Annotated in this window: 12 protein-coding genes and 1 pseudogene; 6 read left to right on the top strand and 7 right to left on the bottom strand. The window is 49.0% G+C overall.

Annotated elements, in window-relative coordinates:
• Positions 1–175 precede the first annotated feature (175 nt).
• Positions 176–1837, bottom strand: coding sequence for an iron uptake porin (locus H6F76_RS12640; RefSeq protein WP_206754372.1), 1662 nt, complete (start codon positions 1835–1837; stop codon positions 176–178).
• Positions 1838–2242: 405 nt separating this feature from the next.
• Between H6F76_RS12640 and H6F76_RS12635 the strand changes: the two genes are divergently transcribed.
• The 5 genes from H6F76_RS12635 to H6F76_RS12615 all read left to right on the top strand — a co-directional run bounded on the left by H6F76_RS12635 (position 2243) and on the right by H6F76_RS12615 (position 7374).
• Positions 2243–3286: a sulfonate ABC transporter substrate-binding protein gene (locus H6F76_RS12635; RefSeq protein ID WP_242036626.1), complete on the top strand. Its 1044-nt coding sequence runs from the start codon at positions 2243–2245 to the stop codon at positions 3284–3286.
• Between the two features lie 68 nt (positions 3287–3354).
• Positions 3355–4404, top strand: coding sequence for a sulfonate ABC transporter substrate-binding protein (locus H6F76_RS12630; protein ID WP_190508617.1), 1050 nt, complete (start codon positions 3355–3357; stop codon positions 4402–4404).
• A 135-nt stretch (positions 4405–4539) separates the two neighbouring features.
• Positions 4540–5697 carry an FMNH2-dependent alkanesulfonate monooxygenase gene (gene ssuD / locus H6F76_RS12625; RefSeq protein ID WP_190508615.1) on the top strand — a complete coding sequence of 386 codons (1158 nt, stop codon included), beginning with the start codon at positions 4540–4542 and terminating at the stop codon, positions 5695–5697.
• Positions 5698–5779: 82 nt separating this feature from the next.
• Positions 5780–6565, top strand: a complete 786-nt coding sequence (gene ssuC / locus H6F76_RS12620; RefSeq protein WP_190508613.1) for an aliphatic sulfonate ABC transporter permease SsuC — start codon at positions 5780–5782, stop codon at positions 6563–6565.
• 11 nt (positions 6566–6576) lie between these two features.
• A complete protein-coding gene (locus tag H6F76_RS12615; protein ID WP_190508611.1) occupies positions 6577–7374 on the top strand; it encodes an ATP-binding cassette domain-containing protein in 798 nt (265 codons plus the stop codon).
• Positions 7375–7545: 171 nt separating this feature from the next.
• Here H6F76_RS12615 and H6F76_RS12610 read toward each other — a convergent pair whose 3' ends face one another.
• Positions 7546–8727: an RtcB family protein gene (locus tag H6F76_RS12610; protein ID WP_190508608.1), complete on the bottom strand. Its 1182-nt coding sequence runs from the start codon at positions 8725–8727 to the stop codon at positions 7546–7548.
• A 42-nt stretch (positions 8728–8769) separates the two neighbouring features.
• On the opposite strand from H6F76_RS12610, the gene H6F76_RS12605 reads away from it, so the two are divergent.
• On the top strand, positions 8770–8979 hold the full coding sequence (locus H6F76_RS12605; protein WP_190508606.1) for a hypothetical protein: 210 nt from the start codon (positions 8770–8772) through the stop codon (positions 8977–8979).
• A 206-nt stretch (positions 8980–9185) separates the two neighbouring features.
• Here H6F76_RS12605 and H6F76_RS12600 read toward each other — a convergent pair.
• The 5 genes and pseudogenes from H6F76_RS12600 to H6F76_RS12585 form a co-directional block, all read right to left on the bottom strand.
• A pseudogene (locus H6F76_RS12600) lies at positions 9186–9380 on the bottom strand (transposase); the annotation flags it as partial.
• 269 nt (positions 9381–9649) lie between these two features.
• Positions 9650–11104 (bottom strand): alpha/beta fold hydrolase, encoded by a 1455-nt coding sequence (locus H6F76_RS12595; RefSeq protein ID WP_347276010.1) that lies wholly within the window; start codon positions 11102–11104, stop codon positions 9650–9652.
• 67 nt (positions 11105–11171) lie between these two features.
• Entirely contained in the window at positions 11172–11300 is a 129-nt protein-coding gene (locus H6F76_RS31030) for a hypothetical protein (protein ID WP_277881217.1), read from the bottom strand.
• Between the two features lie 63 nt (positions 11301–11363).
• Positions 11364–11615, bottom strand: coding sequence for a hypothetical protein (locus H6F76_RS31475; RefSeq protein ID WP_347276022.1), 252 nt, complete (start codon positions 11613–11615; stop codon positions 11364–11366).
• 534 nt (positions 11616–12149) lie between these two features.
• Positions 12150–14507, bottom strand: coding sequence for a response regulator (locus tag H6F76_RS12585; RefSeq protein WP_190508602.1), 2358 nt, complete (start codon positions 14505–14507; stop codon positions 12150–12152).
• Positions 14508–14509: the final 2 nt, after the last annotated feature.

Genomic DNA, 14509 nt, shown 5'->3' with positions numbered 1-14509 from the left:
AGCCTTAGTTGAGCCAATTTTGTTAACGCAGCGTTTGCAGAATGAGCTTACAAATCCTATACATTCAGAGCGTTAGCCTCAAAACCTTTGGTGCAGAAAGGTTTTGGCTATGCTCAACTCTGACTCTATAAACTTGCAGCGTGTGCTGCCTCGGATGGAAAGTCCTGCGATCGACCTAAAATGTAAAGGTCGTCCGTAGCACGCCAACCACAATGTCACCGTTGCTATCGTTGTGATTGGGTGCCGTGAGCCAGATTATGCCTGGTGTAATGGCAATATTGTTGTTAATGCGGTAGCGATAAAACGCTTCAAGATGGAAACCTGTATCAGAATCGCGTCTCTGCGCTAAACCAATTGAACGATCAGAGCCAGTCAAGCGGGGCTGCATCCCAAAAATAATGCCACCCAGGTTCCCTCGCTTACCTAAATCAGGTAGTGCCAGCGTTAAGGCAAAGTTCCAGATATCGGCATCACCTCTTCTACCACGGGTCAAAGAACGAGCGCTTGTGTAACCAACCCAGCCGCCTACCTCTAGACCTTTAATCAGCTTAAAGTTAGCCTCAACCCCGTAAGAGTTAGACGAAACAGTTCTACCTGATAGATTCGAGAGCAAGCTGCCAGTGCCATGCCCCAAACCATTATCGTTATAGGCATTAACGTAGGTAAAAGCGATTTTGCCTAAATTTCCAGGCGAAAAAACTATCTGTGCTAAAGCAGCATAATCGCCATTGAACAAGCCATTGCCAAAGCTAGGATTCTCCGCTTCACCTGCCAGATAACCGAGTTCAAGCTTCAAAGACTTGCTCAAGCTAATATTGGTTGCAATGCCAGCACCACTGCCGTAGCGATAAAGTGGGCTAAAGCGACCAAAGCGAGAAATGGTGCCGCCCGAGTCGCTCTGCAAAGGATTGATTACATCAATGATGTCAACGTAACTCACACCAGCACCGACAAGCGTGACACGCACATTGTCAGTAAGTGGAAAGCTATAGCGCAGTTGTTGGATAGCAACTGAGTTGTCGTCAATGGGTTGATCAAAACTTATTCGCGCCTCATTGCCAGGAGCCGTAAAGCCGCTGGCAGCAGTCGGACCAGGATCAATGACGTTATTAGCTTGTAAACGAGTGAAGAGTAAATCCTTACCACTAAAGCTCGTTAACAAATTTAACCGAATACGATCAGAGACTGTAGTGTTGTAATTGTCTTGGTCTCTATTAGGGGAATTACTGCTAGCATCGCCAAATAAATCAACAACCGCAAAAATCGCCTCTCCTACCAGCTTTGTCGTAGTTGAAAACTGCTGTTTTTCGAGTGTAGCAGCACGAACTTCTAGTGCATCAACTCGACCGCGCAGCGTTGCCAATTCGGCTGCAAACTCCTCTTGCAATTTCTGCACTGCCGCTAGATCTTCCTTCTTCACCAGATCAGCCGTTCCGGCTGCTAATAGTTCATCAATGCGGTTTAGCGCAGCATTTAAACCTGCTGCGAATTCATAACGTGTTAGGGCACGATTACCACGGTAGGTTTGATCGGGATAACCAGCAATCACTCCATAGCGTTCAACCAGTGATTGCAATGCTTGAAAAGCCCAATCTGTAGGTTGAATATCAGAAAGCTGTGAAACAGATGTCACTTGATCCACGACATCTAGCTGCGCTTCGTTTGATGCGGTAAGCGTTGATTCGGGCGCATCTACCGTCTGGATGTTGCTGATGAGTACTGGTGCAGCCTGAGTGAGGCTGATTGATCGATCGCCTGCCCTTGCCGCAGGCATAACGACACCAATGCCCAGAACTGTAACGATTATCCAGCCAAAATTCCACGGCGCTTTTGCCATGTCTTAACCCCTCACAACCGAGAATATTGATTTACCTAGAAAAAGGTTTGGCAACTCGCTGAGTGCACAACCGCCAATACTACAAGCAAATAACAATTAAATCTATCGACTTACCGTAGTTTAGTGATTTATCATCACATAAGCTTTTTGGGAAAGCAAGTCCATTTCTCAGGAAACAAGCCCAGTATGCGTTCAAAAGAACTGCCTTGTGACTTGACCGTATGCCTTGAAAATTCTATAGTCCGGTAAGTCAATCGACAAACCATACTTTTTATTGAGAGTATCTTGAAATGATTTTTTATTTGTGCCATACTGCCTTTTCAACAAGGTAAGTACACTAATTTGATCGGCTTACTGTGGTTTAGGAAGTGTTGCAGTTTTAAAGTAAGTTGAGGAGTTAATGTAATGAGACTCTGGCAAAAGGTCAGTGTGTGGTGGCAACGCATTGGGAGATTGCAGCGATCGCTGCCAGTTTTGCCGATGTTATTTGTGATCGCCTTGGTTCTAACGCTGACCACTGCTGCCTGTAGTCAGACTGCAACCACTACGTCAGCAGACAGTACAAGCACCGCATCGGCTGCACCAGTTGTTTTACGTATCGGTCGGCAAAAGTTTGATCCACTAACGCTGGTGAGAGCAAAAGGCAAGCTGGAAGAGCGACTCAAGCCGCTGGGTATTACGGCGGTCGAATGGATCGAGTTTCAGTCAGGACCACCTATGTTAGAGGCACTAAATGCTGACAGCATCGACATTGCCCGCACAGGTGATGCGCCGCCTGTCATTGCTCAAGCCGCAGGAGTACCGCTGGTTTATGTAGGTGGTAGCGCTCCTAAAGATAAAAGTTCAGCAGTGCTTGTCAAGCAAGATTCTCCCATTCAAGCGATCGCTGATTTGAGGGGTAAGAAAGTTGCTTTTGCTAAAAGCTCGAGCGCTAATTATTTAGCTGTTAAAGCGTTGGAAGCGGGTGGCTTGAAATGGGAAGACATTAAACCTGTTTATCTATCGCCATCAGATGCGCGCTCGGCTTTTGAGCAAGGCAACGTGGATGCTTGGGTGATCTGGGATCCTTTCTACGCAGCGGCACAAAAGCAGGCAGGGGCACGCGTCGTTCGTGATAGTGCTGGCTTGGTTGCTAATCGTGATTTTTATCTGGCGACCCGCAAGTTTGCTGACAAGTATCCTGATGTGATCAAAGCGATCGGCGAGGAAGTTCAAGCCGTTGCCAAGTGGGCAGATGCTAACCCTAGTGAGGTAGCGGCGCTGCTATCACCGCTATTGAAGATCGACCAACCCATCTTAGAAACAGTAAACCAGCGCCGGAACTATGGCTTTGAAGCAATTACGCCTGAAATGATCGCCGAACAGCAAGCGATCGCTGATACCTTTCACACACTCAAGCTGATTCCCAAACCCATCGACGTTAAGAATGCAATCTGGAAAGCGGTGTAACAGCAGCATCACAGAGCTTCAAAACAGCGTTTCAATGCATTGATTCAACTCATTTAACAGGATTCATTATGGCTTCAATCCAAACGCTTAAAGGTTCAGTTAAGCAATGGCATAGCTTAGGGCGAACAGTCGCGCTAGCGATCGCCCTGGGTGTTGGGATCTCCCTCACCGCTTGCGGCAAGCAGACGGCAACATCGCCTGCAAATGCCCCCAGTGCAGCCTCAGTAGCCAGTAGCGCACCACAGGGTGAAACCAGCACGGTTGTGAGAATTGGCTATCAAAAATACGGCACGCTGGCACTACTTAAAGCGCGAGGTGAACTAGAGCAAGAGTTCAAAGCGCAGGGCGTTTCGGTGCAGTGGGTGCAGTTTCCAGGTGGACCGCAACTGCTAGAGGCATTGAATACAGGCAATCTTGACTTTGGCAACACGGGGGAAACGCCACCCATTTTTGCTCAGGCTGCGGGTGCGCCGTTACTCTACATTGCTAATGAATTGCCCGACCCCAAAGGTGAAGCCATTCTTGTTAAACAGGATGCAGCGCTTAAAACAGTGGCAGACCTAAAAGGCAAAAAAGTTGTGCTCAACAAAGGCTCCAACGTCCACTATTTGCTGGTCAGAGCTTTGGAAGATGCTGGTTTGAAGTACACCGATGTCAAGACCATCTTTTTGCCACCCGCAGATGCACGCGCCGTGTTTGAAAAAGGTGATGCTGACGCCTGGGTCATTTGGGACCCGTATTTGACCGCGGCAAAGCGATCATTGAATGCTCGTATTCTTAAAGATGCTGACGGTTTAGCCCCCAATCGGCAGTTTTATTTGGCAGCAAAACCCTTTAGTGAGAAATATCCTGAGCGGGTGAAAGCAATTATTACCAGCTTGGAAAAAACAGGTGAGTGGGCAAAAGCAAACCCTAATGAGGTTGCTAAAATTCTTTCACCGCAGCTTGGTATTGATGAGCCAACACTACAAGAAATTGCTCAGCATCTGCCCTATGGCATTCAACTCATTAAACCCAATGTCATTGCTGACCAACAAAAAATTGCTGACACCTTCTACGAATTGAAGCTCTTGCCAAAACCTGTGGAAGTCAAAACTGTTGCTCAAATAACGAAATAGCTGTGGTTAATCATGCAGCGGCGGTCAGCGGTTGGAGAAAGGTTGATAGCTAACCGCTAACAGTTAAAGCAGCAATGATTTTTTGCTGTTTCTAAGTAGTCCTCGATCGCGCCACAAAGATTCACTAGATTTACTATGCAGCTACTTTGGTTTATTCCAACTCATGGCGATGGACGCTACCTGGCAACGAGTACAGGGGGACGCAGTACCGATTTTGCCTACCTGCGCCAGATTGCTCAGGCGGTCGATCATCTTGGTTATACAGGTGCGCTCTTACCTACTGGTCGATCGTGTGAAGATGCATGGGTTGTAGCCTCTACCCTCGTAACGCATACCCAGCGGATGCGGTTTCTTGTGGCAATTCGCCCTGGGCTGATGTCGCCTGGTGTCGCAGCGCGCATGGCAGCAACGTTCGATCGTCTCTCTGGTGGGCGTTTGTTGATCAACGTAGTGACAGGCGGTGATCCAGTCGAACTGGCAGGGGATGGTGTGCATCTCAGCCATGACGATCGCTACCATGTCACCGATGAATTTCTCACCATTTGGCGACAAATGATGACGGGCAACGTGACCGATTTTAGCGGCGAACACATCCAGGTAGAAGAGAGCAAATTGCTGTTTTTGCCTGTACAAACCCCTTATCCACCCTTGTGGTTTGGCGGTTCGTCTCCGATCGCACAACAAATCGCAGCGAAGCATGTCGATGTGTATCTCACCTGGGGCGAACCACCTGAGCAAGTTGCAGCAAAGATTGCAGCCGCTCGTAGGTTGGCAGAAATTGAAGGACGCACACTCAAGTTTGGCATTCGTCTGCATGTGATTGTCCGCGAAACCACAAGCGAAGCCTGGGATGCTGCCGATCAACTCATTCGCTATGTGGATGAAGCCGCGATCGCCACTGCCCAAAAAGCCTACGCTCGGATGGATTCAGTGGGACAGAGCCGGATGACTCAACTACATGGGGGCGATCGCTCTGCCTTAGAAATCAGCCCTAATTTGTGGGCAGGGGTTGGGCTAGTGCGTGGCGGTGCTGGCACAGCGTTGGTTGGTGATCCCGCTACTGTCGCAGCACGCATGCTGGAATACAGCGAGCTTGGTATCGACACCTTCATCCTTTCTGGCTATCCCCACTTAGAAGAAGCCTACCGTGTCGCCGAATTACTCTTTCCCCGCTTGCCACTAGACAATCTACCAACCACTCAGCAACAAGTTCTCTTCAGTCCCTTTGGTGAAGTGGTCGCCAATGAGGCGTTTCCTCAGCAACAACAAATTTCTCAATTAACGGTCGATTAAATGCTGCTAGCAGACTGTTTGTCTGCGACACGACCGCCACTTAACTCACCAAACATCTTTCTCTTACCGTACCTTTCCATCAATGTCTAATTTCCTTTCTAAACAGTTACAGCGACTGATTCCGTGGAGTGTTCCGGTTCTTCTCCTCCTGAGTTGGCAACTGCTTGTGCAAACGGGCATCGTTCCGTCACGGGTGCTACCTGCACCAACGGCGGTTGTGCAAGCAGGGTTGAATCTTGCTGCAACTGGTGAACTGTGGCGAAACTTGTATGTCAGTACAGCCCGAGCGCTAATCGGCTTTGCGATCGGGGGCAGCCTTGGCTTTATTTTGGGCTTGCTCAACGGTATTTTTCCCTTTGCCGAAAAGCTGCTCGATACCTCGTTACAGATGTTGCGAAATATTCCACACTTAGCACTGATTCCATTAGTGATTTTGTGGTTTGGCATTGATGAAGAGGCGAAGATTTTTTTAGTGTCGATCGGGGTTTTGTTTCCGATTTATCTCAACACTTATCACGGAGTACACACCGTTGATCAAGGCTTGTTGGAGATGGGTAAAGTTTACGGGCTAAAGCCTTTTGAATTGTTTTGGCAAATCATCTTGCCAAGTGCGTTGCCAGCGATTTTGGTCGGTGTGCGCTTTTCGCTGGGCATTATGTGGCTCACGTTGATTGTGTCAGAAACGATCGCGGCTGACTCGGGCATTGGATATATGGCAATGAATGCTCGCGAGTTTTTACAAACGGATGTAGTGGTCTTTAGTATCTTGCTCTATGCACTGCTGGGCAAGCTAGCGGATATTTTGGCACGACTCCTAGAACAATGGCTGCTGCAATGGCATCCAAGCTATCAATCGGCACAAGCGTAAGGACGTAGGCAATGACAACAGTAGTAACAACTTCAGCCAAGGGCGCAAGCTTGAACCTTATCGGGCTTGAGAAACGCTTTGGACAACATCCAGTGCTGCGAGGCATTAACTTAGAAATTCCACCGGGGCAATTTGTGGCGATCGTCGGGCGCAGCGGTTGCGGCAAAAGCACATTGTTGCGGTTAGTTGCTGGACTTGATCGACCTACTGCTGGCGGTGTGTTGCAGGATGGGCAACCCATTAAAAAGTTGAATAGCGACGCACGGGTAATGTTTCAGGATGCTCGGCTGTTGCCCTGGAAGCGAGTCCTCGAAAATGTTGGCTTAGGTCTACGTGACAATTGGCAAGAACAAGCGCTCTGGGCACTGCAACAAGTTGGTCTGGCGGCTCGTACTCGTGATTGGGTGGCAAAGCTATCAGGTGGACAGCGACAACGGGTAGCTCTGGCACGTGCCCTTGCGCGACAGCCTCGCTTGCTGCTATTAGACGAACCCTTGGGTGCTTTGGATGCGTTAACTCGCACCGAAATGCAGAGCTTGATTGAGTCGCTGTGGCAGCAGCAACAATTTACGGCACTGTTGGTCACTCATGATGTGGAAGAAGCAGTAGCATTAGGCGATCGCGTCATTATGCTAGATGAAGGTCGCCCTGCTCTCGATCTACCGATTAATTTGCCACGCCCTCGCTATCGGCAAGATGCTCGCTTCGTTAGCCTAGTCGAAAAAATTCTCAAACACATTACAAGTTCCGGTTTAGAACTGGCTCAAACTGAAGTTCTAGAATCCCATGCATCGCGTTCCCACACTTAGTGGTTCTGTTGCAAAGATTAAGCACAGGGTTTTGTCAAAGTTTGAATTTGAACATGCATTTGGCTTTGTAAGGGAGGCACTCTCCCTACTGCGTTACAGGATTATAAGAGCGATCGCCATGACGATCGCTCATTGCGCTACTGAACAGCAGGCTAATTGCCGCCGCTAAGGCTAACCTTTGACACAGACAACCTGCTTGAGCGTCGCAACCACCTCAACCAAGTCGGACTGATTTGCCATAACCTGGGCGATCGGCTTGTAAGCGCCCGGAATCTCATCAATGACCCCAGCATCCTTACGACACTCCACACCCGCTGTTTGCTGAATCAAGTCATCTAGGCTGAAGTGGAGTTTCGCCTTGTTGCGTGACATTAGCCGTCCCGCCCCATGCGAACACGAGCAATAGCTGTGGGTGTTGCCTTTGCCCTTGACGATGAATGACTGGGCACCCATCGAACCAGGGATGATGCCGTAATCCGCTTCACGAGCACGCACTGCACCCTTGCGAGTTACATACACAGGCTCGCCGTAGTGGGTTTCCTGTTCCGCGTAGTTGTGGTGGCAGTTCACCGTCAGCAACGCTTTCATAGGCTTCCCGCCTGCCAGATGACGTTCAACAATCCGTTGGAAGCGTGCCATCATCACCACTCGGTTGTAGAGGGCATAACCCTGTGCCCATTGCAGGTCATGCCAATAGGCAGCAAACTCTGGTGTGCCCTGCACAAAGTGAGCCAGGTCAGGATCGGGCAGTTTGGCTCCCGCCAGCTTCGCTAACTCCTTTGCGGTTTCGATGTGCCGTTGCGCCAAGACGTTACCAATGTGCCGCGAACCAGAGTGCAGCATCAACCAGACCTGATCCTCGGTGTCGAGGCAAACCTCAATAAAGTGGTTGCCGCCGCCAAGTGAACCCATCTGTTTGCTTGCCTTTCCTTCCAATCCTTGCACCTTGGGATGCAGATGCTTGAAATCCTGCCAGCCCTGCCAGTTGGAGACGGTCTTTTCAATTTCCTTATTATCGTTAAAGCCCGTGGGAATTGCCGCCTCAATGTCCAGGCGGATCTGCTTGAGCTTTCCTTCTAATTGCGCGGCAGTGTAAGGCGTTTTGACCGCTGCCATCCCACAACCGATATCCACACCGACCGCAGCCGGCACGATCGCGTCCTTGGTTGCCACCACGGAACCGACCAGCGCCCCTTTGCCAAGATGCACATCGGGCATCAGGGAGACGTGCTTAAACACAAACGGAAGTGAGGCAACATTGCGTGCCATCCGCGCTTCTTCGTGTCCCAGCGCGTGCCCTGCCCAAGAGAGGACGGGGGCGCGAGTGTCTAAAGGCAAAGTTTCGTAAGGCATGGTTTCGTATCCTTGTTGATCTTGCGGGTTTACTCTGTATGAGTGGATGGGTTCCCATTCCTGTTGCTGCCATCCAGTGAACGGCTCCGGGTAAGCGCTAGGGGAAGACAAGAGCGATTGCCTAGCGGCACGCCCAAGCGATCGATGGGACTCGTTCGCGTAAGCGTTTCCAAAGAGGATACCCATACGCTGAGACTGGCAGACTCAGATGCTAGCCGTTACATCACGATCGCCTACGGCACACTAACGTGAATGCGTTTTGGGGCGAAAGACGAAACTGCTGAATCGCTCCTCTTAAAGGGGGGCAGCGTTACCCGCAGCATGAGTCTTGCTAGACCCTAAAGGCTTCAAGAGCAGCTTTGTGTTTGGAAGGGCGCGAGTGGTCATTGCTTTAGCTGCTTGGTGCCTCACCTCATACCACAATATAATACAACATACTACAAGGCGTCAAGGGCGTACTAACGTGAGTTTTGGCTAAGGGCATAGACTAAAACGTCGTCCAGGTTAAGGGTGGGTTTCTTAGGCTGACGACAGTAAGCAATCAAACCGTACAGAACATTGACGCAGAAGTGAACGGGGCTACGATGGCGCGAATGCTCGATCTGGGAGATGTTCTTGAGTTGGTCAATGATCGATTCAATGATGGCGCATTTGCAAGCCTGTTTATACAAACGCTGGTGAGTCACTGCCGTTGCCAGCTCGGTTTAAAGCGTTGGCAGCAGTCAGCGATTGAGCAGAACAAGGCTTCTAAGCTAAACATGGGGCTGAGTATTTTGGTTAATTTCAGCGTACTTCCCTCCCCTTTCCTTATCCAATCACGTTAGATAGAGACTGCCTTGCGCGATGGAGACTGCTTCGTGACTGTAACCAAATCGTTGCAAGAGGGGCTGAGTCTCAAGGGCGAATTGCCAGCGCACACAGATCAAGCAGAGAGGGAAAAGCCTGCTGCCAATAACCAACCAAAGAACAAAGCAGAGCCGATCGCGTAGACCCATGCTCGATTTAGCAAGCCAGCAACCAGAGACAAGATGCCCATCAATAGCGGAAAGAGCGGCAGAAGCAAAAACATAAAGCCCAATTGCGGTAAAAAGTTGAGCGTTAACACGAAGCCGCCAATCAAAACGACGCTCTGTCCCAACCACCAGAGAAGACGTTTGCGGACCCCAATATGCTCTTGCACGATTCCCACTGCCAGAAACCAGGGAAAACAGGCGATCGCGATTGGCAACCACACCTTCAGTCGAATGGGAATGAGCCACCACTGAAGCCACACTACCTGCGCCATTGCCCCAAAGGCAACCCAGAGGATAACAAACAGTAAAACTCCCAGCCCAACGGCACGCAGGGTCGGACGAGGTAGACGCGCTAGTACTCCCAGCCAGGTTAACCCGGCAAGCAAAAACCAGACTCCAACCGCTCCACCCACTTGAACCCCACCTAAATTCTGGAGTTCAAACCGTTGGCTTAGAAGGACTAACCCTGCGGTTGCCGCCAGTGGTGCAACGATTAAGCCTGCCCAGCGTCGGACAGGAGCTATTTTTGTGACAAGCGTTTGGGGTTGGGTTAGAAGCGGTGCGATGGCTGCCAACCCCACTAGCCAGCCCAGTAAATGTAAGCCGTACCAAGCCATGCGGCGATCAACGTACTGACTACCGTTGGTTTTGCCAAATGTTGCATCCAGCCAGCGCAGTGCTGCCTCATGACTCCTATCACTAAACAAAATGGTGATGTGTTCAACACCGGGAATGACTACCAATGACCGCCCCTGCCCTGTTGCCAGGTTCGTGTTTTCACCCCCCGCCTGTGCCAGCAAGCGTTCGGCATTGCTCACAAAACGTCCCTCTCCACTCCCTGCCTGTAGTTGCAAATTGCGGGGAGATTGGGGAGTCACGTTCGCCCCGGTTGGGGAAACGGCAACTGTTGCGGCGAAGCGATTAGGGTTACGAATCCCAGCCGTCATCACAATCCCGCTGCCCATCGAGTGTCCCAGCAATGCCAAGCGATTTGGGTCAACCTGGGGTTGTTCTAGGAGAGCTTGCAAAGCAACATCTAGATTCTGCTGTAGCTCATAACGCTGTAAGCGAGTTCCATTCGCGCCATGCCCGTCAAAATCCCAGAGCATGACTGCGTAGCCTGCATGAGCCAGAACGTGTGCATAGCCCAACATCAGCTGTTTGGAGCCTGCAAACCCATGTGCAACCAACACTCCTGGGACTGCCTTTGCCCCTTGAGGAGTCAGGTAGAGCAGAGGAATACCCTCTTTTTGGAACGACCGCACCGCCAGTCCCGATCGGGCGGTCGCGATTCCCAACCAGGACGAGACAACCAGCAGAATCGCGAATATCAGGAGTCCCAAGCGTTTATAGTTTAATTTCACAGGCTTCAGCTAACGTCCAAACACCATCTACTGGTGTAACGCAAAACAGTCTTAAAGCTTTGGCACTCTACTTAATATCCCGAAATGACGATTCATTGTCAGAAGTGAAAAGCAATTTTATCTTGGCGATCGCTCCACCAATGCGATCCAACCCGCTCTCCTTGAGCGTGAGGTGAACCGGAGCAGTGAGTTTCACGACTTCAGTTCACCCGCGACAGATTGCCAATCTGGAACCGATTGTAACGGCTTCAGGCGAAATCTACCGCTTTCGATCTATTTTCACTCGTTTATTTGGGTCTTGCTTGTGAACCCAGGCGAGAAATTTTTGTAGCTGTATGTCTTGCTTTAGCTTTTCTAGAGTATTCAGGTGTAGTGCTAAATGGGAGTTGTCGTAGAGCGTGTGAATTTGTCGGTGACAGGCAGAGCAAATTTGAATCGTGGGGCTGGGGGCAAGCCCCTTGCGTTTCGTCTTTTGACGCGGAATCAGGTGATGTTCGGTGAGCGCAGACATCTCGCGCTGGCAAAGTTCGCAGAGTTGCGGCATCGCTTAGAAATTCAGTGGATGGTGCGGAACAGTGACACGTAACTTGATCTTAGCGATCGCCCTCGGGTACGACACTACCAACTCATTCGGTTTACCTCCAACACACAGCCTGCAAGGATTGACTTCATGATAAAGTGAATGACCTTTTGGGAGGCGATCATCACTCTCCATCAACTCAGCTCGACAGCGGTTTGCTCATCTCCTTCCATTCTATTGAGACAGATTGAAGACGTTTATTCCTTCAGCCCCCACAAAATGACATGGAATCTTTTAGTTGCGTTTTTCTAAAAACTGGCGACTAAAAAGTCTCAAGCCTTGCTCTGTAAAGCTTTGAGGCAAAAGCGGCTGTGGCATTTATTCCTTCAGTTATGACACTTATTTCTTCGTTTTGCATAAGCTGACTGTGCCGTTGCCAAACGATCAACAATTGCCCGACTCCCATACCTTCAAGAAGCGTAGAGATGGTGTAGGTATGAAGCTGATCAACGTTCAAATTTCTGCTTAAAAAGGTTGTTCTAATACGGTCTGTATTGTTTGCAGCAGTTGTTGAATGGTGTAGGGCTTAGCGATAAAGTTTTTGATTTCGCCTACCCCTCTCAATTTATCATTAGGTACAAAGCCACTGATTACAATTGCTTTGAGCTGCGGGTTGATTTTTTGCAGGGTTTGAATTGTTGTTATGCCGTCCATTGATGGCATCATCATATCCACCAGTGCAACAGCAATTCTGTGCTTGTATCGAGCATAAAGTGAAATCGCTTCAATGCCATCATTAGCTGTCAGCACGTGGTAGTTGTAGGCTTCTAGCGAAACTTTTGTTGTTTCTAAAATTTCGATTTCATCATCGACAACAAGGATCCATTGTTGATTTCCATCAAACAGATTAGGAGGTTCTACTTGTGGAGAAACAGTCGCTTCTACAGCTGGTAAAAATACTTTGAACTCAGTTCCTTGACCAACCCTGCTAAACACATTAATGAACCCGTCGTGACTTTTAACAATACCCCTTACAGTAGAAAGCCCTAACCCTGTCCCTTTACCAATCTCTTTCGTTGTAAAAAATGGTTCAAAAATTCTATCCATAATTTCGGCTGGCATGCCAATGCCAGTGTCTTTGACTGTGATACCAATATATGAACCAACAGATGCATCAAGATTCATACGGGCATAGTATTCATCGACAAATAGATTTTCGGCAGAAATGGTGAGTGTACCGCCATGGGGCATCGCATCACGAGCATTAACGAACAGATTCATCAGCACTTGATGCAGGTGGGTTGCATCTCCAGAAACCAACCAAAGTCCTGGTTCTACATTGGTCAGCAGCTCAATGGATTTAGGAAACGTCTTCTCAGCAATCTGCTTAACTTCATGGATCAGATGTTTCACGTCCACGATCGCCCGTTTACCCTCTACACCACGAGCAAATTGAAGTACTTGCTTAACCAAAGCAGCCCCGCGTCTAGTGTTTGTTTCAACAATTTTAAGCAAATGCTGACTTTGCTCACCGGCATCAGGAAACTTAAGTTGTAACAGTTGAGCCGTACTAAGAACAGGGGTCAGAATATTGTTGAGATCATGAGCAATGCCACCTGCTAAGGTACCCAAACTTTCGAGCCGTTGCATCCGCAGAAACTGGCTTTCGAGCTGTTTCTTTTCAGTGATGTCTGTATTAACCGTTAAGACAGATTTAGGTTGCCCCTGTGCATCACGCATGAGGGTCCAACGGCTAGCAACAATGGTTTCCTTACCCTGTTTATTAATTTGATACAATTCACCTTGCCATGTACCAGACTCGATTAAACTGCTTTGAGCAATTTCAAGTTGCTTGAGCGAGTCTGGTCGATACAGAAGTTGATTCGCATTTTGGTCGATCGCTTCTTCAGCCTTCCACCCATAGACGTGCTCTGCGCCCTTGTTCCAATACTGAATTTTGTTGTCTAAATCTCTCACTAGAATGGCATCTGTTGTGATGTTGAGCAAAGCCGCTTGTTCACGAATTTTGTCTTCTGCTTGCTTATGCTGAGTTAGGTCAAGAATAAAAGCAACGATAGCCTGAGATTCATCAAGCAACGCTCCGCCAATGAGGACAGGAATGCGGTGACCATCTTTGCAAACGTATTCCTTCTCAAAGGCGGTAAACGCTCCAGTAGTGCTTAATTCTGCCAATGCTGCTTGATGCAAATGGGCATATTCTGGAGGCGTCATTGCCTGCCAATTAATAGCCCCAGCTTCCATATCGGCGCGATCGTAGCCAATAATTCGGAGAAAGGCATCATTGGCATCTGTAATGCTGCCATCCATCTTGCTAAAGATAATGCCAATTACATTAGATTCAATTAAACGTCTAAATCGAGCTTCACTACGCTGTAGTGCTCTAAAGGCTTGCTCGCGTTCTGCTTCTACCTGCTGACGCTGCCGGATTTCCTTTTCTAGTCGCTCATTCTGTTCCGTTAATCGCTTAGCCAGGGTTTGCAGCCGAAAGTGGGTATTGACTCGCGCTAAAACCTCTTCATGATTCAGCGGTTTAGTGATGTAATCAACGGCTCCAAGATTCAAGCCTTTGACCTTATCAACGTTATCGCTAACGGCGGTCAGAAAAATGACTGGAATCTCTTGTGTAGCTGAGTTTGTTTTTAAGCGGCGGCACGTTTCAAACCCATCGATTCCAGGCATGAGAACGTCTAGCAAAATTAAATCAGGTGGAGCATACTCTGCTAGAGCGATCGCTCTTTCTCCATCTTCAGCGATCACCACTTTGAACTCAGCAGTCTCTAGCAGATCAAGCAGCACATTTAAGTTTGTGGGCGTATCATCCACGATCAAGATGACACCTTTTTCGGCAATCTCTGTATTCATGG

This window comes from Leptolyngbya sp. FACHB-321 (assembly GCF_014695975.1).
Taxonomy (GTDB): domain Bacteria; phylum Cyanobacteriota; class Cyanobacteriia; order Leptolyngbyales; family Leptolyngbyaceae; genus Stenomitos.
Note: the sequence above shows the minus strand (reverse complement) of the source record. Positions and strands in the feature narration are given on the sequence as shown.

Coding starts and splice junctions, on each gene's coding strand:
- H6F76_RS12640 (WP_206754372.1), bottom strand. CDS start 1,837: ATGGCAAAAGCGCCGTGGAATTTTGGCTGGATAATCGTTACAGTTCTG.
- H6F76_RS12635 (WP_242036626.1), top strand. CDS start 2,243: ATGAGACTCTGGCAAAAGGTCAGTGTGTGGTGGCAACGCATTGGGAGA.
- H6F76_RS12630 (WP_190508617.1), top strand. CDS start 3,355: ATGGCTTCAATCCAAACGCTTAAAGGTTCAGTTAAGCAATGGCATAGC.
- ssuD (WP_190508615.1), top strand. CDS start 4,540: ATGCAGCTACTTTGGTTTATTCCAACTCATGGCGATGGACGCTACCTG.
- ssuC (WP_190508613.1), top strand. CDS start 5,780: ATGTCTAATTTCCTTTCTAAACAGTTACAGCGACTGATTCCGTGGAGT.
- H6F76_RS12615 (WP_190508611.1), top strand. CDS start 6,577: ATGACAACAGTAGTAACAACTTCAGCCAAGGGCGCAAGCTTGAACCTT.
- H6F76_RS12610 (WP_190508608.1), bottom strand. CDS start 8,727: ATGCCTTACGAAACTTTGCCTTTAGACACTCGCGCCCCCGTCCTCTCT.
- H6F76_RS31475 (WP_347276022.1), bottom strand. CDS start 11,615: ATGTCTGCGCTCACCGAACATCACCTGATTCCGCGTCAAAAGACGAAA.
- H6F76_RS12585 (WP_190508602.1), bottom strand. CDS start 14,507: ATGAATACAGAGATTGCCGAAAAAGGTGTCATCTTGATCGTGGATGAT.